Source organism: Dolichospermum compactum NIES-806 (genome assembly GCF_002368115.1).
GTDB classification, from domain to species: Bacteria; Cyanobacteriota; Cyanobacteriia; order Cyanobacteriales; family Nostocaceae; genus Dolichospermum; species Dolichospermum compactum.
In genome coordinates, this window is record NZ_AP018316.1 from 4,940,154 (window position 1) to 4,965,085 (window position 24,932).

The following is a 24,932-nucleotide window of genomic DNA, read 5'->3' on the forward strand; positions in this document are numbered from 1 at the left end:
TTTTCAACCTCTAAAATTACACACCACTAAATATTCAATCTAAAATCCCAAATCCCAAATTATTATGACTCAACTTAATGGTAGTTACAGCAACGGCAACGGCAACGGAAATGGTAACGGAAATGGTAACGGTTCTTATAGAGATGCACAAGTATTAACACCACCCAAACCCGCTCCTAAACAGCCAAAACCCGATTTTAATTTTAATAACTTCGAGCAATCTGTAGTTTTACGCCAATCCCCAATTTGGTCACGAACCATCATGATTACTCTCATGGGATTAGCTTGTTTTGGAATTATTTGGGCTTGTTTAGCAAAAATTGAGCAAGTAGTCCCCGCCACAGGACAATTAAAACCAGAAGGAACAGTCAAAGACGTACAAGCTCCCATCAATGGAGTTGTAAAATCACTGTATGTAAAAGATGGTAAAGAGGTCAAACCAGGAGATTTATTATTAACCTTTGATTCCATTGCCACCCTAGCCGAATTAAATTCATTGAATAAAATTCGGGTAGCTTTAATTCAAGAAAACAATATCTATCGTCGCTTAATGGGAGCAAGCACCGGAATAGATGCTGAAATAGCATTTTTACGCAGTAGACTACCAGGAGAATCAGCTTTTCTGCTTAAAAGTCGCGCTTCCTTAGTAGCAGAAAATGAATTATTACGTTCTCAATTAAGAAATTCACCAGGAGCAGCAGGTACAGGAATTGATGAACAACAATTATTAGCAGTTGCTAAAACAGAATTAAAATCCCGTTCCCAAGCCGCAAATTTAGAAGTTGAGAAAACCAGAAAACAACTTTCTCAAACTAAATTTAAACTACAAGATACTAAGAATGGTTTAGCAATTCAAAGTCAGATTTTAGCTAGTTTGAAAACCTTAGCCGAAGAAGGTGGAATTTCCAAACTGCAATATCTGAATCAGCAACAACAGGTACAAACCCTTTCAGCAGAGATATCACAATTACAGGAAGAAGCAAAACGACTACAATTTGAGATTGATAAGGGAAAAGAGCAATTAACCAATACAGTTGCTAGTTCTGATAAAACTATTTTGGAAAAAATCGGTGCTAATAAACAACGGATTGCCGAAATTGATAGTCAATTCATGAAAATTATCCTAGATAATGAACAGCGTTTAGCAGATATCAATAGCAAAATATCCCAAACACAATTAAATGTTAGATATCAAGAACTCCGCGCTCCAGTAGGAGGTGTAGTTTTTGATTTACAAGCTAAAAATCCGGGTTTTGTTGCCAATTCTACCCAAAAATTACTCCAAATTGTCCCTAAAGATAGCCTAATAGCAGAAGTTTTTATCACTAATAAAGATATTGGTTTTGTCAGGAAAGGTATGAACGTAGATGTAAGAATTGATTCCTTTCCCTTTAGTGAGTTTGGTGATATTAAGGGTAAAGTAATTGATATTGGTTCAGATGCTTTACCTCCAGATCAAAACCATCAATTTTATAGATTCCCCGCCAAAATTAAGTTAGATAAACAACAATTAAGTCTCACCAATCAAGATAGAAAGATATCCTTACAGTCCGGTATGTCTATTACTGCTAATATTAAAGTCCGGGAAGAACGGACAGTCATGAGTTTATTTACAGAGATGTTTACCAAGCAAATCGAGAGTTTAAACGAAGTCCGTTAGGGATTTTCAAAAGACTTAACTTATAACCTAGATGTGTAGGGGTTTAGCACTGCTAAACCCTATGGAATCAAACGATTAAGCTATTTTCAGTATATGCTAAATTACTTTGTTACTTATGTATGATAATATTTGCAAATTTCTAGCGGAAAACTTCAAAGACGACTTAGCAACATGGTTACTAGGTTCACCAATTAAATTAACAGAACTTAGTCCTACAGAATTATCTAATGAACCAATTAGAGCCGATTCATTAATACTATTACAATCAGATGAATTAGTTCTACATATCGAATTTCAAACCGACACTGACAAAGATATGCCTTTTAGGATGTTAGATTATCGAATCAGGGGTTATCGTCGGTTTCCTCAGAAAAAAATGCGTCAAATAGTCATTTATTTGCGAAGAACAGAGTCAGAATTAGTCAATGAAGACAGTTTTAGATTAGAAAACACTTACCATCAGTTTGATGTCATCCGTCTATGGGAACAACCCACAGATAAATTTATGACTGTTCCCGGTTTATTGCCTTTTGCTGTGCTAAGTCGGACAAAAGATCCTACAATGGTATTAACCCAGGTAGCGCAAGCTGTAGAAGCAATTAACGACCAACAGCAACAAAAAAACATCGCTGCTGCCAGTAGCATCTTAGCAGGTTTAGTGTTAAAAAAAGATGTAATTAGGAAGATTCTCAGGAGTGAGATTATGCGCGAATCAGTCATTTATCAAGAAATCCTCGAAGAAGGTGAAGCTAAAGGTAAGGCTGAAGGTAAGGCGGAAACAACCAGAAAGTTGGCTTTAAACTTGTTACGAATTGGGATGAATTTAGAACAAATTGCTGAAGTTACAGAATTATCTCTTGAAGAAGTTCAAACTTTACAAAGTTTGACATAATTAACATTGAAAAAATCTATTTCTCTCTATCTAGTTTTTATAAAGTCAATGGGAGAAATAGATTCATTTATTTAACATTTTACTGAAGTTTAGACTAATTTCCCATCCTAATCCGCCAAAGTCTCTGTAGGCGAGGCTTTAAGGGTTTCCAAGTTATTCTACGTCTTGTAAGTCATAAACTTTATACAGCAAGGGGTTGAGCCTACAAAAAAAGATTTAGTCTAAACTCCAATTTCTAACCAATCTTCGATAATTGGTAAAACTCCATCTGGTAAATAAACAGTTCTATCTTTACCACCTTTACCGCTGCGGACTTTAACACTGCCAGAATGGAATTCATTGCTGGTAAGGATACGAGCGATCGCATTTAAAGATTCCCCCATCGCGGCACGAGAACCGGGTGTAACTTGAAACTGTGAATTTAAGCACAATTGGGCTATATTTGTGCCGGACTATACTTATAATTAAATACACGATAAATAGATCCCGTCGAGGATCTAACTTGTAGAGTATCACTTTGCCTCAGAGATAAAGGTAAAGGTGCTGTTGACAGTCAAAAACTCAGTGTCAAACCATCAATATATTGATTTCTATGCTGCCTTCCATCTTCAAAACCTGTATTCCCAGAGACGAAATTTTAGCAGGGGAACTCTCCCCCGAATTATTCGCAGCTAAATTACGCTTGGTAGTTGAAGGCACAGCCCCCTACGTCTACCAAGATCCGACAACCTTTTTCGCTAACACCTTTCCTACAGATGGGTTAAAAACCCTGATTTCCGAAGTATTTGGGCGATTAGGAGGTGCTGCTATTGGTTCTCCTATTATTCGCTTAGAAACCAGTTTTGGGGGTGGGAAAACCCATGATGAAATCGCCTTGTGGCATATCGCCAAAAATGGGCGGGAAATCCCTGGATTAGAGCGTTTTGTTGATAATATTAATTTAATTCCAGAGCGTCCAATTCAAGCATCGGCGATCGCTTGCCAAGACTTAGATCCAGTTAACGGTGTTTACCATTCAGATACAGGCATTACCACCTATACCCTGTGGGGAGAAATAGCTTATCAAATCGGTGGTGTAGCAGGTTACAGCTTACTCAAAGGTTCTGATGAACAACGAGTTAGCCCCGGCACTGTAGTTTTAGAACGCATTACCCAAGGGCAACCCACAGTAATTATTCTCGATGAAATAGCCCGTTATCTCAGGGCAGCTAAAGCCACAGTAGTTGGTAATAGCGACTTAGCAGAACAAGTTGTCGCCTTTTTATTCTCCCTCATGGACTTGGCAGCAGCTTCTAATAACTTAGTCTTTGTTTATACCCTCGCCTCCTCCACTGATAGTTTTGGGGCAGAAACTACAGAAATTCGGGAAACTATTTCGGCCACAGCTAGACAAGAACGGATTCTCAAACCCAGCACCGATGTGGAAATTTACAATATCGTTAAACAACGGATGTTTAACAGCATCGAAGCCAACGCAGCCAGTGATGCCGCTAGAGAATATCTGCAAACTTATAAAGCCAGTCGGATTGACTTACCAGATGGCTGCAAAGATGCCCGTTATGCCGAAGGAATTGAACAGAGTTATCCCTTCCATCCTGAACTATTTAGCCTATTAACCAAAAAAATCGCCTCCATTCCCAACTTCCAACGCACCAGGGGCGCATTACGCCTATTTGCTGGAGTTATACGTTATCTATGGCAAAATATTCCCAATTCCCAGTCCCCAGTCCCCAGTCCCCAGTCCCCAATTTGGATACCTCTAATTCACACCCATCATATCCCTGTAGGCATTGAAGAAGAAATTACCAGTGATTTAACTTCTCGACTGGGTAGAGAATTAATGCGAATCCCCATTCAAGCAGACATTTATAACCCAGATGGTAGAGAAGCATATAGCCAATTACAAGACGCAGAATGGCAAGCAGCCGGCAAACCTCCCTTTTCTACATGGGTAACTAGAACCATTTTCTTACATTCTATTAACCAAGGAATTGCCGCAGGTATTCGTCGTCCTGAATTAAACTTATCCCTACTGACACCAGGATTAGAAATTGGCTTTGTACAGACTGTTTTAGACAGACTCACAGCAGTAGCGTGGTATTTAGAAAATGATCCAACTACCTCCATTGCCAGATTTAAAGAAGAACCATCACTCAATAAAATCATTTCCGAAGAAAAAGCACAAATTGGCATTACTGAAGCCAAAGACGAATTAAGAAAACGCAGGGATACGATTTTCGCGGATAAATTCTTTAAATTAGTTTCAGCACCAATAAGTCCCGCAGATGTAGATGATGTTGCTGATAGCGTAGCTTTGTGCATTATTAATTTTGATGATGCTGATATTTCTTCAACCACAGATGGACCACCTGCTATAGTAGAACGCATTTTTAACAACACTGGAGAAGCAGGAAAATTCCGCACTTATAGAAATCGCCTGTTATTTCTTATTGCTAACAAACAAGAATTACAACGTGCCATTGAGAATGTGCGAGAATATCGGGCTATGCAAAATATTCTCAATTCTCCTAATCGTTTGCAAGACTTATCAGAAAATCAACAAAAACAACTCAAAGGACGTAAAAGTGATTGTGAATTAAAGATTAGAGTATCCATTACTAATACCTATCGGCATTTATTTTACCCTGCCAATGATCCGGTGAAAGCCCCCAAGGGTTTAATGCACTATCCCCTACCTGCCCAAGAATCTGGTGAAGTCAAAGGTAATAACCAACAGGATATTATTTTAAAATCTCTCAAAGATTGTCAAAAAATCCGTCAAGATGAAGCACAATCTTATGCACCAGCATTCATATTACAGAAAGTTTGGCCAGCAGGGATAAATCATTGGACAACGAAAGCATTAAAAGAAACTTTTGCTAAAGATTTGAGTTTAAATATTTTCGCTGATGCGGAAATATCTAAATTACGAGAGACAATTCGCACAGGAATTTTAGATGGTAGTTGGGATATAAAAATTGGCGAGAAACTATTCATCAAAACTGATGATAATAAAATTGTTCCCCCTGATTCGATAGAATTTTCTGAAAAAATAGAATTGTATCGTCGGGGTATTCTCCAACCACCCAAACCACGAGAAATTGAACTGAATGCCCAAGTTATGCCTAGTACAGATAAGTTAAAACCTGTGCGGTTAAGGTGGAAAGCATCTGGGGCATTGACAATTAAATTGTATCAAGAAAATACGGAAATCAATGATAGGGTGTTTCGTCCTAGTGATGAATATGAAACTACCATTACCCAAACTACTATTTTTAAAATAGTTGTTGACTACGGTAATGAAGAAATAGTTGAAAAAGAAACTAAAGCCTCCATAATTACTTATGGTACTGGTACTTATGGTACTGGTGGAACTTCTTCTCCTGGTGTGGCAGAACCGGGAAGTTTATTTGCCGTCAAACCAGAAACATTTAATGCTGAAGGTACACACAATAGTGTATTTACTCAATTAGCTGACTTTATCAAAGATAATCAAGCCGAAGGAATTGAATTGTTAGAAATTTCGGTGGCAGAAGTAATGGACTACCGCAAGTTATTAACTGCCTTTCCTTTGTTGATGAAATTACCCCTCCAAATTGACCAGACAGCAAGTATAACCTTGGGAGAGCAATTTATTCGTTTAGAGTACCAAGGACTATATAAAGGGTTTAATAGTTTTCAGAATACTCTTAATACCTTGTTAGGTAGTAAAGATGTCAAAGCAGATGTATTCTTGAAGTTAGAATTTAAATTTTTGTCACCAATTCTGCCAGAGGGAACAGAAATAAGTAATATCAAAAGTGCCTTAAACCGAAATCCGGTGGACAGGTTGAATTTAATGGCGAAATTGATCTATTAGTTGACGGTTAAGCTGATATGCAGCTAAATTGTATACAGCTTTTTCAGTGTTATAAGGTACACATTTAGCGGGCAAGATGCCCGCACTACAAGGGTTTTATGATTTCAATTTGTACCTGATTGTAACGAAATATGCTGTAATTGAGAAATCCTGAAATTAAAGTAGTGCAAGCATCTTGCTTGCATTCCTTATCCGAATTAAACACACAACAGCTTAACAGTCAACGGTTAACAGTCAACAAATATGCAAGAATTTCAGTTGCGTGTAGTTTCCACAGATAACAATAACTTTGTAGTAGAATTATATCAGTGTGCTTATAAAAAGGCAGGAGAGAAAAAACGTCCTTCTGCCAAGCGCATTGGTAGGTTAAAGGGTAGTGCTTTAATTCAGGTAAAACAGGCAATTTATGATTGTTTAAAGGCCAATAATTATGATCCTAAAACGTTAAGTCATAATCGCCAAAGTCCTTATGTTTTAACTGAGGAAACAGGGATAAATTTAGCTTTGTTGTTTCAGACGGTGCAACCACTTTCTAAGCCAGAACGTATTGCTAATATTGCCCAAGGTATAAAAGCAATGAGTTATGAGGAATCCCATTATTGGTTTGCTAAGATTAGTAATGGAAAGCGTAGTCAGGCGTTAAAAGCGATTAGGGTATTATTAGGAGATTAAATACTTTACATGAAGCAGTAATATCTTTAGAACTCATCCATGATAATGTTGACTATGAATACAGTAAAGATTGATGTTGATTGAGGGATGATGGATAATTATGCTTTGATTTTAAATTTCTAATTTAATGGATATTAACCAACAAAAAGAACAATTTAGCATCACTTAATATTAGGAAATATACATTGAATTTTATGGATTCCCATTCCCCACTGTGTCAAGCCATAGCCCATCGTATCATCACCAGTCCTCAAAAAAGAATTACTTTTGCGGAATACATGGATATGGTGTTATATCACCCAGAACATGGCTATTATTCTAGTGATGCTATCAAAATTGGCTTTCGCGATAGTGATTTTTTTACATCTGCCAGTTTAGGCGCTGACTTTGGGGAATTACTAGCAAAGCAATTTTACCAAATGTGGGAGATTTTAGATCAACCTATACATTTTGATTTGGTAGAAATGGGGGCAGGACAAGGTATATTAGCATCCCATATTCTCAATTATATACAGCAAGAGTACCCAGATTTTTTTGGCGCAGTCAAATATATTATTGTTGAAAAATCACAAAGTTTAAAACAAGAACAACAACAACGGTTACAAGATTTTGCTGTTGATTGGTGTAACTTGGAAGAAATTCCTCACAAATCTATTAACGGCTGCTTCTTTTCCAATGAATTAGTGGATGCTTTTCCAGTCCACCAATTTATTTTAGCAGCAGGGGAATTGCGGGAGATTTATGTCACGATTCAGGAGGAAATAGACAATCTTGCAGAATTGAGCAGTGAAATCAGTGAAATCCAGATAATCCGTGATCCTATATTTATTGAAGTAATAGGAGAACCATCAACACCACAATTAGGAGAATATTTTAAGTTAGTAGGAATTGATTTAAGCCAAAATACTTATGAAAATGGCTATCGTAGTGAAATTAATTTAGCAGCTTTGAACTGGTTGGGTATAGTGGCAGACTGCTTGGAACGGGGGTATGTGCTAACAATTGATTATGGCTACCCTGCTCATCGTTATTATAACCCTAGGCGATCGCAGGGAACTCTCCAGTGCTACTACCAGCATCGTCATCATGATAATCCTTATATCAATATTGGGCAACAAGATATCACCGCCCATGTTGACTTTACAGCCTTATCATCTTGGGGTGAACGGTGCGGACTCAAACAAGTTGGTTGGACGCAGCAAGGTTTATTTTTGATGGCATTGGGAATAGGTGAAAGGTTAGCTGCACTCTCCTCTCAACAGCAACCAATATCACAGTTGCTACAACGCCGAGAAGGATTACACCAACTAATTAACCCAGGGGGATTAGGCAATTTTGGCGTTTTAGTCCAAAGCCAGGGACTAACTGAACAACAAGCATCACAACCACTCCAGGGATTAGTCGTACCAGAGTAGAGATCAAAGAGAAAGCTTAAAAATCTCTTTAACAATCCTGTATTAGCCTTGTTTGCACTAGCATAACAGTGATGATTAAAGTCAAAAATCTGCAAAGAGGAATAATTATGACTGCTCATGATCTGTTAGTGCTAGTAACTCTACTTTCCCCCGGACTTTTACTTTCCATAATCATTATGGTGACTTTTGCCGCTGGAGGCTAGTACCGCTTCGCGGCAGTCAAAAGTCAAAAGTCAAAATTAATTGGGTATGGGTAATAAATTCTTCCAATTATCCGTACCCACTGACAACTGACGACTAACAACTAACAACTGACCACTGACAAAGGAACGTAAAACATGAAGGTGGCATTTCTGGGAACTGGATTGATGGGACTACCGATGGCTCAAAGGTTATTAGCTGCCGAAATAGAGCTAATTGCCTATAATCGCACCCCAGAAAAATTAGAACCGCTACGGGCAGCAGGGGCGCAAATTGTGACCAAACCCCGCGAAGCCATCCGTGCTGCTGACTGTATAGTGCTAATGCTTTCTAACGCCGCAGCTATTTATCATGTCCTACTCACAGATACTTCTTGGCATACTTTATCAGGACGCAGCATCATTCAAATGGGGACGATTAATCCCTTAGAAAGCCAAGAAATCAGAGATACAGTAGTTGCGGCTGGTGGTGAATATATAGAAGCTCCCGTCCTGGGTAGTATTCCCGAAGCTAAAACTGGCAAATTAATTGTCATGGTCGGTGGAGAGGAAGAACAGTATCAACGGCATTTAAAGTTACTCCAACATTTTGGAGAAAATCCTGTATATATAGGCGCTGTGGGTTCTGCCTCTAACCTCACCTTGGCACTTAATCAACTGATTGCTTCTCTGACAACTAGCTTTGCTCTGAGTTTGGCGTATATTCAGTTGCAAGGCATTGATGTTGATTTGTTTATGCAAGTTCTGCGCGAAAGTAAACTTTATGCCCCTACTTTTGATCAAAATTTGCGGCGGATGTTAGATGGCAATTATAATAACGCCAACTTGCCGACAAAACAACTGATCAAAGAAATAGATTTATTTATCTCGGAAGCGAAATCCTTGGGTTTGAATCTCAACAGCATTGAGGGTGTAAGGCAAATTTTACACGCAACTATGAAAATGTCCTATCCAGAAGATGATTACTCATCGGTATTTCCAGCAATTCGGGAATGGGGTGAAGTCAGTGGAGGTTAAAAAAGAATGTAGAGGCGCTAGAACGTCTCTACAAAGGTGATGAGTGACATACTCCACACACTCCCTCTCAGGTGAGTATGGGCTTCTCAGGAACTCTTATTTGAAGACATTAACTGAGCTTTAAAGCCCTATGCCCTAGGGACTTTTGGAGATAATTTTTAACTTTCGTAATAGGCTGCTTTTCAGCATTTAATTTGGGTTACACCTATCCTCAGTGATTATATCAGATATTTGGAGAAGGGTAGGTGAGAGGCTTCTACTGTTTAAGCTAAAACGGGATGTCATCTGGATCGGGTTCTGGCGTAACTCCTACAGGGGATGGAGACTGGACAGGGACGGGTTGGTATGTCGGTTGAGGGACTGTTACCTGGGGCATTGGGGCGGATGTGGGATAGTTTGATTCATAATTAGTAGGGCTGTAGGTTGGTGGCGCTACAGGGGTTTCATAGACTGGTATGGTTCTCGTGGCTGCTGGTGGTGAACTGGTATAAGTACCTTGTCCGATGGCGTGAATCTTTTGGACTGTTAATTCTGCGCGTTTTTCCTTAAATCCTTCCGGGCGATCAATTGTATTCATACCTAAGCGCCCTTCAATAATAACGCGATCGCCCTGATGATAACTTTGGTGAATCTCTTTTGCTAAATTTCCCCAACCTACGACTTTTAAAGGATGCGTTGGATCATCTGGTTTTGCTCCCGCTACATGAACGATCATTTCTGTAACTTCTAACCCATCTGGTGTGTGACGCAGTTGGGGATTATCGTAAATTTCTGCCATCAAAATACAACTGTTCATCGTCTGCTCCTGATTTTTAATACTTTTTCTCGCAGTGAATTTCACTTCACGAGAAAAGTCAACCATAATTAGTTAAAACAATGATGGCACTGTTCGCATAGCGTACCGTAGGCAATCATTGTTTTTCTATCTTACACTTGACTAGACTGAGTATTATGTTTTGTCTGTATAGGACAATTGTACTATATTATGGACTGGACTGTGATTTATATGATTAATTGGATTTATGTGATTGATAGTTCTGTTTGTTGCAGGTATCGCAATTGGCTTTGATTGAAATGTCTCATTCGATTAAGCCTGCTCTTTTGATGATGAGATATAGACACAACAAAATTGTTGTGCTATGATTAGTGATAGAAGAATCAACTACAAAATTACAGGCCGTTGCTGAATAATGGAATGATTTTATTGACTGCGGAACAAAATTTTAATGTTTCCAGCCCCTATCAGCCCACAAATATGCAACGCCAATTACGCCTTTACGTGAGTTGAAAAATCTTGTTGTTTTATAAGTTTTTCCAGGGTTTTCCAACACGATAATTTTGGAATTATTAACGAAATTACAAGAGTTTTAATACTAACTCACATAAGCCGTAAATTTTTCTATTAACACCGATAAATTAATCTAGAAATAAGTATCGAAGCTTTGTAAATCACAAGCTGATGTCTAATTCTATTTAAGTTTAATCGGTTAATTTAGTGAATTTATCGGAGGAATAAATTTATGGCAGGATAAAAACATAGTATGAGTTTGATATTCGATCAAAATGGCAATTTGCTACCAGGTATTCATTTGGCTACTTGGGATGAAATTGAAGAGCATCTAGCTCACAACACACGCCGAAGAAATCTTTTATCTGGACTCAAACAAGGGTGCGAGATATTAAAGCAGTGTGGTTGTCAGAGAATTTATATTGGTGGAAGTTTTGTAACTACTAAAAGACTTACTAATGATTTTGATGTTTGTTGGGAAGACGAACAAGTAGATTTTAAACTCTTGCAAAAACTAGATTCAGTTTTACATCCTAGTAGCAGAAGGTCGGCACAAAAAAATAAATATGGTGGCGAGTTTTTAATTGCTAACATAACTATTGAAGATCCATTTACTACTTGTTTAGAATTTTTCCAGCAAGACCGTAATGGTAATATCAAAGGTATAGTAGCAGTTGATCTCTAAGGATAGGATGCGAAATACTTTTTGCTGATATTGATTCTTAAAGATTCAAAATTAGCAATATGAAACAGTAAAATAAATTGGCATTATCTAATTAATTTTTATTATTAGGTAATGCCATCATTAAAGAAATGAGTTGTAGGCTAAACATTATGATTTTCAATGAATGGCAGTACAATATTACTAAGGCGCAGATGAAAAAATTTGAGTTAGCATTAGCTCAATTTTATAGTAAACCAGTTCCAGAAGATGAAAACCAAAAGCTACGCCATGAGGCTCGTATTGCCTCACTACAAAGCCAAATTGGGGAGTTTATTGAAGAGATAGAAGAGTATGAAAATCTCAAAAACAATCAAGGTAAAATTGAGCGATTGCAATATGATAGTTTAGAAAAATTACCAGAAGCACTCATCAAAGCGCGGATTATTCGCGGACATACCCAAGAGAGTTTTGCCAAACTTTTAGGAGTTAAACCTCAACAGGTGCAACGTGATGAAGCAAATGGATATGCTAGTGCTAGTTTGACAAAACTTTTGAAAATTCAACACACTCTCAATTTAGAAATTCGGGAGGAAATTATTTTTAAATAAAGGCGTGTCAATTTACTTTGACTCCCATATCTACACCATCACTTTTTAATTGTCCATCTTCCATGTAAATAATCCGATCAGCTATATCCAGAATCCGGTTATCATGGGTGACTAATAAGATGGTGCAATTTTGTTCTTTTGCTAACATTTGCATTAATTCCACCACATCACGTCCCGATTGTTTATCTAATGAAGCTGTCGGTTCATCTGCTAAGACTATTTTGGGATGACTGACTAAAGCGCGAGCTATAGCTACCCGTTGTTTTTGTCCACCTGATAAATTTTCTGGATAGTAATTAATATGTTCTCCTAAACCGACGTGATCTAACATTGCTGTAGCTTTAGCATTAATATCGCCATTGAGATGATTTTCATGTAACTCCAAAGACATTCGGACATTTTCTTTGGCTGTTAAAAAACTCATCAAATTATGTGCTTGAAAAATATAACCAATTTGGCGACGCAATTTAGTTAATTGTGATTTTTTTGCACCGGACATTTCCTGTCCTAATATTTGTAAACTGCCATTTTGGGAAGAACGTAAACCCCCCATTAATGATAAAAGGGTAGTTTTACCTGAACCCGAAGGACCAGTCATAATAACAATTTCACCCGCATTAATCTCTAAATTAATGTCAAACAATACTTGTTTTTGTAGTGTGCCTTTACCAAAATAATGATTGAGATTACTAACAGAAATAACTGTTTCTGAACTAGAAATAACTTCAGAAGGAATAGTTGTAACTTCCAATGACATAGTTCCTTACCTTTGCGTGAGATATAAAAATTGTTAGGTTAAAAAATATCTGCCGGATCAGCAGAACGGAGTTTTCGCATCGCTATTGTGCCAGAAACAGTACACATAATTACCGTTAAGATAAAAACATTAATTGCCCGATCTACCTTCATAGCTATTGGTAAAAGAGTTGCGGCAAAGGTGACTTGATATAATCCAAAAGATAGGAAAAATGCAGGTAAATAACCCAATGCAGCTAAGAACAATGCTTCTTGTAATAAAACTCGCAATAGATAATTATCAGTGTAACCCATTGCTTTGAGAGTAGCGTATTCTGGTAAGTGATCAGAAACGTCGGAATAAAGAACTTGATAAACAATGACAATACCAACAATAAAACCGACTATTACACCCAAACTAAAAATGAAACCAATCCCTGTACCAGTCGCCCAATAAGTTTTTTCTTTTTGGGCAAATGTTTCGGGAGTACCAACTTCAACAAAGGGATTTATAGGATCTGGATTTAGTCCTATTTGTAGTTGTGCTTTGACTTTTTCAATATCAGCACCGGGTTGAAGAGTAATTAATCCAACTTCAATTTGATCAGCTTTGCGAGTAGAAAATAACTGCAAAAAAGTAGAATCACTAACTACTACATTTCCATCAGCAGCAAAGGAAGCACCATTTTGAAATAAACCCTTAACACTGACATTTTTGCCGCTTAATTCGGCGTTAAACTTGCCAGTTTCTCGGAAAATCTTGCCAATTTCTCCATATTCTGGACGACTGGCTTCATCAAATATAACTTGATTCAATTGTTTAAGATTATCTTTTTTGGCTTGGAGTTCAGGAAACTTTAAACCAGGTGCAGCCGGATCTACACCCCAAACTAGAATAGATCGATCTATTTTAGTTTCAGGATTGCGCCATTGTCCTGTACTAATATAAATAGAACTGACTGATTTTACGCCGTTATAACTTAATGCTTGATAAAGTCTTTCTCTAGAAAAGCTTTTGACTGAAAATAGGGTTTGGAATTGAGGATTTATTAATAATAAATCTGCTTGTAAATTGCGATGAGGTTGAATAGCCGCATCAAATAATGCACTTTCAAAACCCATCTGAATAAATATCAGCATATCCGCGAAGGTAATTCCGGCTACTGCAACCAATAGCCGCGTTTTTTCCTTCATTAACTGTCGCCAAGCTAGGGGCGTTTTCCGAAACATTTTATGAATCATGAGTTTTTTTATGCACCTTTACGGGAAATAAATTACAATTTAATTGCTGTTTGTACTTGTAAGTTAGTTAAGCCAGAAACTTTTTTACTATCTTCAGAAGTTAAGCGAATTTTTACTTCTACAATACGACTATCTAAATTTTCTCCTGGTTGATCACTAAAAACATTTTGACGGTTGACTTGTAACCCAATTTGCTGTACTTTACCTTGTAATTTTCCTGAAAATCCTTGACTGGTAATGATGGCTTTTTGTCCTAATTTGACTTTACTAATATCGGTTTGATACACTTCTGCTACTGCCATCATTTTGTTAGTTTGGGCAAAGTCAGCAACTCCCTGATCACCAATTTTTTCACCGACGCGGGTATGAATTTTGATAATTTGTCCCGCCATAGGGGCGCGAATATAAGCTGCTTCTAGTTCAGTTTTGGACTGATTGAGATTAGCGATCGCACTTTCAATTTCTGTTTGCGCTAACTGCACATCTACAGGACGAACTTCGGCAATACTATTCAGTTTCGCTTGAGTTTCCCTAATTTGTTTATTGCTAGTAGTATTAATCCGATTGAGGGCAACTTTAGCTTCTGCTAATTGTTTATTAGCTGTAGTATTAATCCGATTGAGAATAGCTTGGGACTCACTTAATGTCTGTTTAGCAGTTTCTACATTTAAACGTTTACTATCAATTACAGAATTAGAAATTGCCCCTTCGGAAAATAACTTTTCATAGCGTTTATATTCTGATTCCGCATTTTTAAGTTCTGCTGTAAGTTTATTAATAGTTGCTGTTTGGGCAATTCTATCACCTTCCCATTGGGCTGATATGCGAGCAATATTTTCCTCTTGTGCTTGTCTGTCTCCTGCATATTGGGCTTTAATTCGTTCAACAATTGCTGACTGTTCTTGAATTTCTCCTAATTTAGCCCCAGCTTTAATTTGTGCAAGTTTGGCTTTAGCAACTTCGACCTGTTTCGTACTTTGAATAACCGCATTTTTTAATTGATTACGAGATTGTAAAATAGCAATTACCTGACCTACTTTTAGGTTATCACCTTCTTTAACTAAAACTGCGGCAATGCGATCGCCATCCAATGCTAAAGGTGCAGATAACTTAATTATTTCCGTTTCTGGTTCTAGTCTTCCTAAAGCGGTAACTATTTGAGGAGCAGGAGCAATTGATTTTGATTCTGTGACAGAAGTTTTACCCAATTGTCCAAAACTAGAAACTCCATAAATAACAATTCCTAATGGAATCGTAGTAGCCGCAACCATTAAACCAATCAAACCTGGACTTGGGGACTTGAACGACAGTTTATAACTCATTTTCACTACCTAACCACAAAATAAATTTATCGGTATTTACTGCCAGTTAATTATTCAATTTAAACCTGGACTTTTTGCTGTAAATATGCTGTAATCATTTTTCCCAAAAGTTTACACTGTTCAGGAAAATCAATGTTCTCATTACCCCACAATTTCTCTAAAACAACACCATTCACAAAACTCAAAACAAAAGATGCTAATACGACATCTCGAACACCTAATAAATCACAGGCTACCTGCTGACATCGTTGATTAGCACGTTTGAAAACAGTGCTATTATTTAGCATTATTTTTGAGTCTTGATGTTGGCAAAAATCAACCCATAAATAAGTCCATTTAATTAAATAATCCTCATTTTTAACAAGATATTGACCTAAAGCTTCCATCAATTCTGATAAGGTTTTTTTTCCTCCAAATTCTGTTAAAGCTGTAATGACATCCTGCTGACTAATTTCTTCCACCAATTGCTCAAACAAAGCTTGTTTGTTGGGAAAATAATGATACAGCGTACCTGTGGAAACCTTTAAACCCGCAGAAATCTGCCGCATAGTAATAGCTGCATAGCCTTTTGCAGCGAATAAATCAAAACATTTACTGAGTAATTCTTTACGGTATTGTTCGTGATCAACAATTTTTGGCATAACATGGCTTATTCCTCACCAGGGGGCTATGGATTTTATATCGAACGCTTGTTATATTAAAATAATAAAATAAATCTAAAGTATTTGTCAATATCTTTTCACAAATTATATTTCCTAATTAAAACGGTGTTTTTACCTGTAAATGCAAGATTTTATTTACACGAGGATGCTGAAACTTCAACTCCCTTGCGTGCAGATATAATCTCCGAATATTCTGATGATAACCATAGAGTTTATCCCCCAAAATACTCATTCCCAGTCCTCTCTTATCCGCCGCATGAACCCGTAATTGATGGGTACGTCCGGTAATGGGTACAAATTCCACACGAGTATAATCTCCTTCCCTGTCCATTACGCAAAAGCGAGTTAAACTAGGTTTACCCTGTGCTAAATTCACTTCTTGATAAGGGCGATTGTCAGGATTTCCCCACAAAGGTAAATTAATTTCACCTTCATTAATAGCTAGAGAACCTGTAAGCAAAGCTTCATAAACTTTAGATACTTGTCTTTTTTGGAATTGTTTACTTATTTGAGAATAAGTAACTGCATCTTTAGCAATTAATAAAATTCCCGAAGTATCCTGATCTAAACGATGTCCCGCAATTATTTCTTGATTATATAAATAACGTAAACGACTAATTACACTATCTTGATTATGAAAATAACGACCAGGAACAGATAATAGTCCTGATGATTTATTGACAGCAATTAGCCATTCATCTTCATAAATTATTTCTACATTATTTGGCTTGAATCCTGACAATAAAAATCCCATTAAAGGCTGACATCTTTCCAAACAAGCACCATAAAATTCTCCCTGTATTTTATCCTCTACAGTAGAATTACCCCACCAAAATTCAGCCATTGCTAAAGGTTTTAGTTGATGAGTAGCTGCATAATGTAATAATTTAGGAGCGCAACATTCTCCTGTTCCAGTTGGTGTTCCTGCTGGTAATAATTGCTGTAGAGATAAAGATTGTCCTTGAAAATTAGTTAAGCTATAAGCAGCGTGCATTTCTGTTTGTAAATGTCGGGATAGTTGTTTACGCTGTTGTTTTAGTGCGGCAATTTTCTGATCTGCTGATGTTATAATTTTCTGTAAAGGTTGTAAAATTTCATTTTGACGACGTTTAAGATGGCGACGTTCAATTCCTTGTAGACGACTTTCTGTTTCCAATTGTTCCAGCGCAATTTTCAGAGATTCATCCGTGAGAGTTTGCCAAAATTCTTGACGTTGTGTCTGTCGTTGTAGTTTGCTACGATAATGGTGTAAACTAAGAGCCTGTAACTGTTGAGTATATTCAGCAGATAGAGTTTTATATTCTTCTCTTTCTGAAAGTTTCTCAAGGCTAATAATTTCTTGTTTAATGGCTTCTAACTTGGCTAAAGTCTGAGTTTCTAATAAAACCACTTCTTCCCTACCAGGAATTGGTGAAACCCAACCTTTAAGCATACTATTACCATTTAATAAACCAGAAAATGCTTTAATAACTCTTTGTTCACCATTGGGTAATTCAACCAACAAAATACCATACATTTTTCCCTCCTGGGAATAAAGATGATTTTGCTCAAGCTGTTGCATAAGACTATTAGCTATAGCTTCCGCTAAAGGGGTACGGGGTAACCTGACTATTTCCCCGGTTTGGGGGCATTTTCCTTCATAGTAATAGTTAGGCTGTGCTGAAGTAATAATCAAATTAGATGAGATAAAGTCTGAAAGCGGATGCAGATAAATCATAAAATATATAGAGTATGATTAAATCTTTGATAGTTAACAAATTCTTGTTTAAGTTGCTTGTTTTAATTTGCAAGCTTTTTTTGGTATGGACTTTAGTATATTTTACAATACCTCTAATTATTCTCACACCAGAAATTATTAATAATCCCGTTGGGAATTTTATCATCACTTTGGTATTTTTGTGTTTACCATTCTTCCTCATATATTTGTTTGTAGATGAAGATATGAAACAAATTTCCCAGTTTCTGGCTATACTAACAAAGAATCAACGCTATTACCAAAAAATTCATAAATTAATTGCTTTCATAACTAGACATTTGATATTAATTATAATATGCTTACTTCCATTTTTATCTTTTTCTTCATCCTATCAAATTCAAAATTGGATTTATTGGCATCCTCAGCATAGACAAGAGAATTATACTCAATTGAGTCAATATTTACAAGCTAAAAATTGGGAAGATGCTGCGAAAGAAACACAATCAGTAATGTTGAAAATCACTAATAGAGAAAATAATAATTGGTTAAGTACCAGAGCTATTGAAACTTTTCCTTGTGAAGCTTTACAGAATATAGACAATTTGTGGTTAAATGCTAGTGAAAATAGATTTGGTTTTAGTGTCCAAACTAAAATTTGGAACCAAGAAAATAATGGTCAAATCAATTTTAATTATAAAATAGATCAGAAATTTCGTCAAAAAGTAGGATGGAACCCAGAAAATATAACCCATATAGAATCTCATTTCCAATTATCCACAGATACCCCCATAGGATATTTACCCAAACCTGTAGGAACGTCTTTGGCAAAAGCCTGTGTGGGAAATTTAGATAGGCTTTGGTTTGGACAAGCAGTAGGCTGTTATCACAAGATATTTATTCGCATGAATGATTGTAAATAAAATAAATGCTATATTTGGGGTAGGGAACAAACCAAGAATACAGATATCTTTGTTTGTTCTCAAAATCTTAAATTAGTTTTGCTCAGATAATTATTGAATTCAGATTGTGTTAAAATAACTATTTTTCGGAACTTCACTAAATGCGTAATCCACAAAAGAACCACATTAAAATTGATCCAGCCACCCTGGTTCTAATTGGGTCTGCTTTGATACTATTACCACTACTACTCGCTGGCTTTTTGGGGTAATTATTTATCCACAAAATTAAAAGTTGGTTATTTCCATTAACTGAAAATAACCATCAACTAGGAGTTTTTTTTCGTAACATTTAAATATCAACATTGATATTTTCTATCTGTCTAGCTGCTTTATCCCACAGTTTTGCAGATTCTTCATCATTCCAGTGAGTTCTCAGATTTTCCGCTTTTTTATGGCATATTCGCTCTAGCATCTCTAAAATTGCCGCTAGTGTCAACTGATCAACTAATCCCTCTAAAATACTCATGTATTCTTTCATAACAGATACCCCTTTAATTTCTACTGAAAACTGAAAGAACCCTCCCTACCTTCTGTGTTAAAAAACGACACAAGAAGTAGAAATTCTCGTCAATTAGTTCTGACTTTTATATTATCAACCCAATGATTTATAGAGGATGCAACTCTTCTTAATTCTCTACATTTGCGGTTACGTAGGGTGTGTTAAGCAAGGTAATATAATATTCATAACCTTCTCAGCTTTTGCAAGTAAAATTACAGTATTAATTGCACTAAAAAAACTACATAAACTACTAAATAAGACCAAATTTTCATAAATGTTTCTCCTAACACTCTCAATAAACTATCATAAATTCAGTTAATAAATCTCGAAAATTACTTTTTTGAAACTGTAATTCATCATCTTGAGTCACAAACCTGATAATTATATTTGAGCTATAAAAATTACTTCATGCAGATAATTCTTAAAAGAAGGATTTTCTTGTAAATCTTTTTTAATTCTAAAACGATGTTCAGTAATAGAACTGTACCAACTTCCTTTCATCATTTCAGGAGCATCAGCTTGAACAGTTAACTTGAGTAAGTGAGCAATTAAAATTGTTAAATTACTCAAGAAAGACCGTTTTTCCGATTTACCCATATCATCCAGTTCTAATAGTAAATGTTCCCAATCAATATCATGAAAATGTTTTTCTTTGATTTGTGTAATGAGAGTTTCTCTCCAAAGATTAAAATCTTGTTCATATAGTTGATGGTTCATATAGCATCCTGCTAAATAAATTAAGCTACCTGTTCTGCTAAAACTCGACCTTCCACACGCTCATATTCATCCTCAAGTAGCCAAAGTTTTGCTTCTTCATAACTGGAACAAGCAAAAATAATTTTGTAATTTTCTGTAGGATCTAAAATGCAAAAATTATTTTTATCATCACCAAGCAACATCAAAATGTAGGGTGGTACAGAGGTAGGGTCAACCCATATTTCTGTAAACTGCCAGTTATTGGCTAGGTCGGGTGCGGGGAATGACATGATATTTATCTCCAGTGACTTTTATTTCACCATAATGCAGAGGAATTTGACTGCCATTAATATCTATTCTATAGCCAATTGCGCTGGCAAAATAGAGTCCATATCGTTCATTATTACGAATGATACCCGTGAACTCGCCATTTTCTATTATGGCTTGTGCTACCCTGAGCATTGTTGCTTCATCGTTAAAGACATGAACAAACCCTTCTCGCTGCAATAATCTTTGCATTTGTGGTGTGTCTGGGAGATGCTTGGCAATATGTCTAGAGTTATTTCTCTCTCTATCCCACTCATTTAATCTCAGGACTTACGCAACTGGCACAGCGATCGCTAATTATTAGTATATGTGTACTGCAATAATGAAGATGTTATTGAATCAGACTGATTGAGAATTGTTAATAGTAATAGATTAAATAAATGACGGGTATTAATTTTATGAGAGAATGATGATAGGGTGCATTAAGAAATTAATTAACTAGGACTTACGCAAGTGTCACACCAAAAATCTGTTGTAGGGTGCGTCAGACTGCATAAATCCTGCAAATAAACAGATTGTTGATATTTGACGCACCCTACCAATGTGCCAGTTGCGTAAGTCCTGTTTTAATCATTCACCATATCTCATCTTCCTCTCCGCGCCTCTGCGTCTCTGCGTGCAAAAAAAAGGACGAACCCGAAAGCCCGCCCTTAAAAATTACCAAAATACTAAATCTTTGCTTCTTCTCTCACCAACTTATCCCAACCCAAATCCTTCAAATTATTATTCCTTCTTAAAGGACGAGTTACCAACTCCAAAACATCACGCGCATTACCAAAACCGTGAATTTGTGCAAAAGTAAATTCCACAGACCACTTAGTATTAATACCCCGTGCTTCCAATGGATTAGCATGAGCCATACCAGTAATTACCAAATCAGGTTTTAAATCATAAATCCGTTGAACTTGATTATAATTATCTGGCTTTTCAACAATCGTTGGTAAAGGTGAACCCATTTCCTGACAAGTTTTTTCTAACAAAGCCAACTCAGCAGCTTGATAGCGTTTATCCATGTAAGGAATGCCGATTTCTTGAACAGTCATGCCACAACGCACCAAGAACCGCGCTAGGGAAATTTCTAATAAATTATCACCCATGAAAAACACAGATTTACCGCGAATTAATTGCACGTATTCTTCTAAGTTTTCCCAAATCTGCGCTTCTCTTTCATCTAAACCCTGGGGAGTAATTCCCAATACAGAACAGATTTTTTCAATCCAAGCGCGAGTACCATCAGGACCAATGGGGAATGGTGCGCCAATGAGTTTACACTTGCGACGACGCATTAAGGTTGTAGCAGTGCGGCTGAGGAAAGGATTGACACCAGCGACATAATACCCTTCTTCAATCACAGGTAATTCTGTAAACCGTTTTGCCGGTAGCCACCCAGAAACTTTGATACCTTGTTTTTTCAGTTCCAAGGTTAATTGGGTGACAACTGGGTCAGGTAAAGAACCAAACAGCACCAAAGGTGTATGATTTACATACTCAGATTCATCTTGAGCGATGTCTTCTTTTTTCTTACCAAAATTCATCAGCTTCTGAATGGCGTTACGCTCGCCTTTTTCAGTTTCCGATACTGGAGACTTTTCAGGACAACGATGAGCCATAGCGGCTAACACAGTGTCTTCTCCTTGGGTAAATGCGTAGTCGAGTCCGTTAGCACGGGCGACAACAATGGGAATACCTAAATCAGCTTCTAACTTAGGTGCTAAACCTTCCAAATCGGTTTTAATAATTTCGGTGGTGCAAGTACCAATCCAGACAATTACACTAGGATTGCGATCGCGTTTAATTTGCTCACACAAACGTTTTAATTCTTCATAATCATTCAACTGTGCCGAAATATCTCCCTCCTCCAACTCAGCCATAGCATAGCGAGGTTCAGCAAAAATCATTACCCCCATCGCATTTTGGAGGAAGTAACCGCAGGTTTTCGTGCCAATTACCAAAAAGAAACTATCTTCAATTTTCTGATATAACCACGCCACACAGCTAATAGGGCAAAAAGTGTGATAATTTCCGGTTTCACATTCAAAATTTAAAGCTTCAGGCTGTTGAGCAACAGTCATATTAATATTCTCCCTTTATTTTTTTAACTTGGAAAGCAAATGATTGGGGATTAGGGAGTGGTAATTGGTAATTGGTGAAGAGGGAAAATTTTGATCTCTTACACTCTACTTCCTGTTCCCTGTTCCCTATTCTCAATGCTTTCAACAATTAATTGTTAGGGAAGAGACGAGCCATTTCTGATTCATTAAAAACTTCAGATGGCAGTTCTTCCAAATTGTCGTCACCATTTTGCAGAGAAGTTTCATCCCCCCAGATGTCCGAAACTACATCATCAAATCCATTTTCTTCAGATGTATTCAGTTCATCCAAAGAATTATCCTCAGATAGATTCAGTCCACTAAAAGCATTTTCGGTCATTTCCCCAAAAGCATTATCACGTATCTCTCCAAAAGTGCCTTCATCACTTAAAGACATCGAATCAAAGGAGGTATGACCGAAATCACCCATTGCTTCTAAACCGGATGATGCTTCTGAGTCACCTTCATCAGATAAAGAAATACCACCAAATTCTTCATGATCTCTATCCATAGCCCAAGTAGCTTGCGTCTCGGTTTCCAAATTATTCAGATTGATCCCAGGGACTGAGAAAGATTCCGCTTCTGGTTCAGGCATATCTGCCACCACAGCCGACGGACGAGAGTACATTTCTGGTTCTACTGTGGGGACCAGACGATTACCAAGGGCAATATCAGGGTCAAAATGCAAATCCAGAACTTCAATTAAAATATCCGCATCTGGATTCAGTTTGGCAAAGGGGAACATTAGCTGGGCTAATTTTGGTTCTAGAGCATTGATGACTCCCAGGATGAGGTAGGAAGACGGACGCTTGCCGCCATCAGGGGTATAAACTGATTCAACAGTCATTTGGAGCCTAATCCATTCACGATTGACTTGAAAGAATTGCAGCCACTTTTGTTTGATCGAATCGGTAAAACTATCAAAGAAAGGCATAAGTCCATCCTGAGAGGTAAAATGTTTTATACAATCATCAAGTCTAATTCCTCTTCAGCATTTGTAGCTTTAACTTTTACTGGATTGAGATAAAAATCTGACAATAGAGAAAAAAGTTCACGATCAGGAGAGTCGTTGGGAACGACCCCTTCGGGTTGAGCGAGAATTTGATCAGCAATATTCAGGTAATAGTCGCAAACATAGCTCAGAGAAGGATCTGACTCTGCCATTTCAAATAAAGTTTTGCCTTTGACCCGGGAAACGCGGATATCTTCAATTAAAGGTAATACCTCTAAAACAGGCATAGGCACGGCTTCTATATATTTATCAATTAAATCCCGCTTGGAGGTACGATTACCGATTAATCCCGCTAAACGCAAGGGATGAGTCCGAGCTTTTTCCCGAACGGAAGCGGCAATCCGGTTGGCTGCAAATAGGGCATCAAAGCCATTATCTGTAACAATTAGACAATAATCTGCATAATTTAACGGTGCGGCAAAGCCACCACAAACAACGTCACCAAGGACATCAAATAAAATTACATCGTATTCATCAAAAGCATTAAGTTCTTTTAATAATTTGACTGTTTCCCCAACTACATAGCCACCACAACCGGCACCTGCTGGTGGTCCACCTGCTTCAACGCAATCAACACCGCCATAACCTTTGTAGATTACATCCTCTGGCCAAACGTCTTCGTAGTGATAGTCTTTTTCTTGCAAGGTATCAATAATGGTGGGAATCAAAAACCCAGTCAGGGTGAAGGTGCTGTCATGTTTCGGATCACAGCCAATTTGTAAGACCTTTTTACCTCTTTTAGCTAAAGCTACAGAGATATTACAACTGGTTGTAGATTTGCCGATTCCACCTTTTCCGTAAACTGCTAGTTTCATTGTTGTACCTCTCTTATAGTTTCTTAACAAACTCTTAGCTCAAACATTTACCTGTATCTAGATTGATGGGGGGATGTGTGAGGTGTTTGAGTGCCATTATTGTGCAAATTCTCTAGAAAGGAAAGGGGACTGGAATCTGAAAAGTGCTGATATCAGATGATTAAGTGATTAAATATTTTAATTTATAAATAATAAACCGTTAATTAATCTTAAAAAGCTAAAAGTTCTATTTTTTTAAATTTTAATATTTTATTTTTATAAAAATAGTTTCAAAAGACAAAAAAAATGCAATAGATAAAAGTCTATTTATTCCATAAGATTTGCTTACGCTTGTGATCATTGACGATATTGCGGGTATTTACGGTGTGTGCAACCAGAAAAGCATTGTCAACAATGGGTTGAAAATAAAGGTACGATTTGGGGATCAGGTTAATCGGGTATTCTGATTCAGGAGTAGAATTGGCAGTAAAGAAATTTTATGAGCGATCGCTTCCCTCTTTGTTGCCATCACTCCTGGATTAGTAAATATTTATTAAATTAGAAAATATCTGATATAAAACTTTACAGGGAACAGGGAACAGGGAAGATAAGAAAGTTCTTAA

The 24,932-nt window shown here is 37.0% G+C and carries 23 protein-coding genes; 9 read left to right on the forward strand and 14 right to left on the reverse strand.

Annotation, left to right across the window (positions count from 1 at the left end):
- Positions 1-64: 64 nt before the first annotated feature.
- The gene (locus tag CA730_RS22955) at positions 65-1,660 is read left to right on the forward strand and encodes an HlyD family efflux transporter periplasmic adaptor subunit (RefSeq protein ID WP_096670852.1); all 1,596 of its coding nucleotides are present in this window, start codon (positions 65-67) and stop codon (positions 1,658-1,660) included.
- A 115-nt stretch (positions 1,661-1,775) separates the two neighbouring features.
- The gene (locus tag CA730_RS22960; protein WP_096670854.1) at positions 1,776-2,552 is read left to right on the forward strand and encodes an Rpn family recombination-promoting nuclease/putative transposase; all 777 of its coding nucleotides are present in this window, start codon (positions 1,776-1,778) and stop codon (positions 2,550-2,552) included.
- Positions 2,553-2,773: 221 nt separating this feature from the next.
- Here the strand turns inward: CA730_RS22960 and CA730_RS25850 are convergent, their stop codons facing one another.
- Positions 2,774-2,983 (reverse strand): hypothetical protein, encoded by a 210-nt coding sequence (locus CA730_RS25850; protein ID WP_231939919.1) that lies wholly within the window; start codon positions 2,981-2,983, stop codon positions 2,774-2,776.
- A 161-nt stretch (positions 2,984-3,144) separates the two neighbouring features.
- Between CA730_RS25850 and CA730_RS22970 the strand changes: the two genes are divergently transcribed.
- From CA730_RS22970 to CA730_RS22985, 4 genes are all read left to right on the forward strand, one after another.
- Positions 3,145-6,411, forward strand: a complete 3,267-nt coding sequence (locus tag CA730_RS22970; protein ID WP_096670856.1) for an ATP-binding protein — start codon at positions 3,145-3,147, stop codon at positions 6,409-6,411.
- Positions 6,412-6,654: 243 nt separating this feature from the next.
- Positions 6,655-7,083, forward strand: coding sequence for a DUF7680 family protein (locus CA730_RS22975; RefSeq protein WP_096670858.1), 429 nt, complete (start codon positions 6,655-6,657; stop codon positions 7,081-7,083).
- Positions 7,084-7,277: 194 nt separating this feature from the next.
- Positions 7,278-8,498 (forward strand): class I SAM-dependent methyltransferase, encoded by a 1,221-nt coding sequence (locus CA730_RS22980; protein WP_096670860.1) that lies wholly within the window; start codon positions 7,278-7,280, stop codon positions 8,496-8,498.
- A 338-nt stretch (positions 8,499-8,836) separates the two neighbouring features.
- Positions 8,837-9,715 carry an NAD(P)-dependent oxidoreductase gene (locus CA730_RS22985; protein WP_096670862.1) on the forward strand — a complete coding sequence of 293 codons (879 nt, stop codon included), beginning with the start codon at positions 8,837-8,839 and terminating at the stop codon, positions 9,713-9,715.
- Positions 9,716-9,983: 268 nt separating this feature from the next.
- Here CA730_RS22985 and CA730_RS22990 read toward each other — a convergent pair whose 3' ends face one another.
- Positions 9,984-10,511, reverse strand: coding sequence for a single-stranded DNA-binding protein (locus tag CA730_RS22990; RefSeq protein ID WP_096670864.1), 528 nt, complete (start codon positions 10,509-10,511; stop codon positions 9,984-9,986).
- A 745-nt stretch (positions 10,512-11,256) separates the two neighbouring features.
- Between CA730_RS22990 and CA730_RS22995 the strand changes: the two genes are divergently transcribed.
- Together CA730_RS22995 and CA730_RS23000 are read left to right on the forward strand one after the other, a co-directional pair.
- Positions 11,257-11,688 (forward strand): DUF6932 family protein, encoded by a 432-nt coding sequence (locus CA730_RS22995; protein WP_096670866.1) that lies wholly within the window; start codon positions 11,257-11,259, stop codon positions 11,686-11,688.
- A gap of 149 nt (positions 11,689-11,837) precedes the next feature.
- Positions 11,838-12,275 carry a helix-turn-helix transcriptional regulator gene (locus CA730_RS23000; protein ID WP_096670868.1) on the forward strand — a complete coding sequence of 146 codons (438 nt, stop codon included), beginning with the start codon at positions 11,838-11,840 and terminating at the stop codon, positions 12,273-12,275.
- Positions 12,276-12,282: 7 nt separating this feature from the next.
- Here the strand turns inward: CA730_RS23000 and CA730_RS23005 are convergent, their stop codons facing one another.
- The 5 genes from CA730_RS23005 to CA730_RS23025 form a co-directional block, all read right to left on the reverse strand.
- Complete coding sequence (locus tag CA730_RS23005) at positions 12,283-13,032, reverse strand: DevA family ABC transporter ATP-binding protein (RefSeq protein WP_096670870.1); 750 nt, start codon at positions 13,030-13,032, stop codon at positions 12,283-12,285.
- Between the two features lie 38 nt (positions 13,033-13,070).
- Positions 13,071-14,252, reverse strand: coding sequence for an ABC transporter permease DevC (gene devC, locus CA730_RS23010; RefSeq protein WP_096670872.1), 1,182 nt, complete (start codon positions 14,250-14,252; stop codon positions 13,071-13,073).
- Between the two features lie 32 nt (positions 14,253-14,284).
- On the reverse strand, positions 14,285-15,574 hold the full coding sequence (locus tag CA730_RS23015; protein ID WP_096670874.1) for an ABC exporter membrane fusion protein: 1,290 nt from the start codon (positions 15,572-15,574) through the stop codon (positions 14,285-14,287).
- Between the two features lie 59 nt (positions 15,575-15,633).
- Positions 15,634-16,215, reverse strand: a complete 582-nt coding sequence (locus CA730_RS23020) for a TetR/AcrR family transcriptional regulator (RefSeq protein ID WP_096670876.1) — start codon at positions 16,213-16,215, stop codon at positions 15,634-15,636.
- A 118-nt stretch (positions 16,216-16,333) separates the two neighbouring features.
- Complete coding sequence (locus CA730_RS23025; protein WP_096670878.1) at positions 16,334-17,953, reverse strand: RluA family pseudouridine synthase; 1,620 nt, start codon at positions 17,951-17,953, stop codon at positions 16,334-16,336.
- An 80-nt stretch (positions 17,954-18,033) separates the two neighbouring features.
- Between CA730_RS23025 and CA730_RS23030 the strand changes: the two genes are divergently transcribed.
- The gene (locus CA730_RS23030) at positions 18,034-18,852 is read left to right on the forward strand and encodes a GUN4 domain-containing protein (RefSeq protein ID WP_157750049.1); all 819 of its coding nucleotides are present in this window, start codon (positions 18,034-18,036) and stop codon (positions 18,850-18,852) included.
- A 328-nt stretch (positions 18,853-19,180) separates the two neighbouring features.
- Here the strand turns inward: CA730_RS23030 and CA730_RS23035 are convergent, their stop codons facing one another.
- The 7 genes from CA730_RS23035 to bchL all read right to left on the reverse strand — a co-directional run bounded on the left by CA730_RS23035 (position 19,181) and on the right by bchL (position 24,330).
- A complete protein-coding gene (locus CA730_RS23035; RefSeq protein ID WP_027400728.1) occupies positions 19,181-19,369 on the reverse strand; it encodes a hypothetical protein in 189 nt (62 codons plus the stop codon).
- Between the two features lie 402 nt (positions 19,370-19,771).
- Positions 19,772-20,107: a DUF29 domain-containing protein gene (locus tag CA730_RS23040; RefSeq protein ID WP_231939920.1), complete on the reverse strand. Its 336-nt coding sequence runs from the start codon at positions 20,105-20,107 to the stop codon at positions 19,772-19,774.
- Between the two features lie 20 nt (positions 20,108-20,127).
- Positions 20,128-20,376 carry a hypothetical protein gene (locus tag CA730_RS23045; RefSeq protein ID WP_027400717.1) on the reverse strand — a complete coding sequence of 83 codons (249 nt, stop codon included), beginning with the start codon at positions 20,374-20,376 and terminating at the stop codon, positions 20,128-20,130.
- Positions 20,345-20,605, reverse strand: coding sequence for a DUF6972 family protein (locus CA730_RS23050; RefSeq protein ID WP_231939921.1), 261 nt, complete (start codon positions 20,603-20,605; stop codon positions 20,345-20,347). Before CA730_RS23050 ends, CA730_RS23045 begins: the two co-directional genes overlap by 32 nt.
- 476 nt (positions 20,606-21,081) lie before the next feature.
- Positions 21,082-22,485, reverse strand: coding sequence for a ferredoxin:protochlorophyllide reductase (ATP-dependent) subunit N (locus tag CA730_RS23055; protein WP_027400715.1), 1,404 nt, complete (start codon positions 22,483-22,485; stop codon positions 21,082-21,084).
- Positions 22,486-22,633: 148 nt separating this feature from the next.
- Positions 22,634-23,437, reverse strand: a complete 804-nt coding sequence (locus tag CA730_RS23060; RefSeq protein ID WP_096670882.1) for a DUF5331 domain-containing protein — start codon at positions 23,435-23,437, stop codon at positions 22,634-22,636.
- Positions 23,438-23,463: 26 nt separating this feature from the next.
- A complete protein-coding gene (gene bchL / locus CA730_RS23065) occupies positions 23,464-24,330 on the reverse strand; it encodes a ferredoxin:protochlorophyllide reductase (ATP-dependent) iron-sulfur ATP-binding protein (RefSeq protein WP_039203628.1) in 867 nt (288 codons plus the stop codon).
- Positions 24,331-24,932 lie beyond the last annotated feature (602 nt).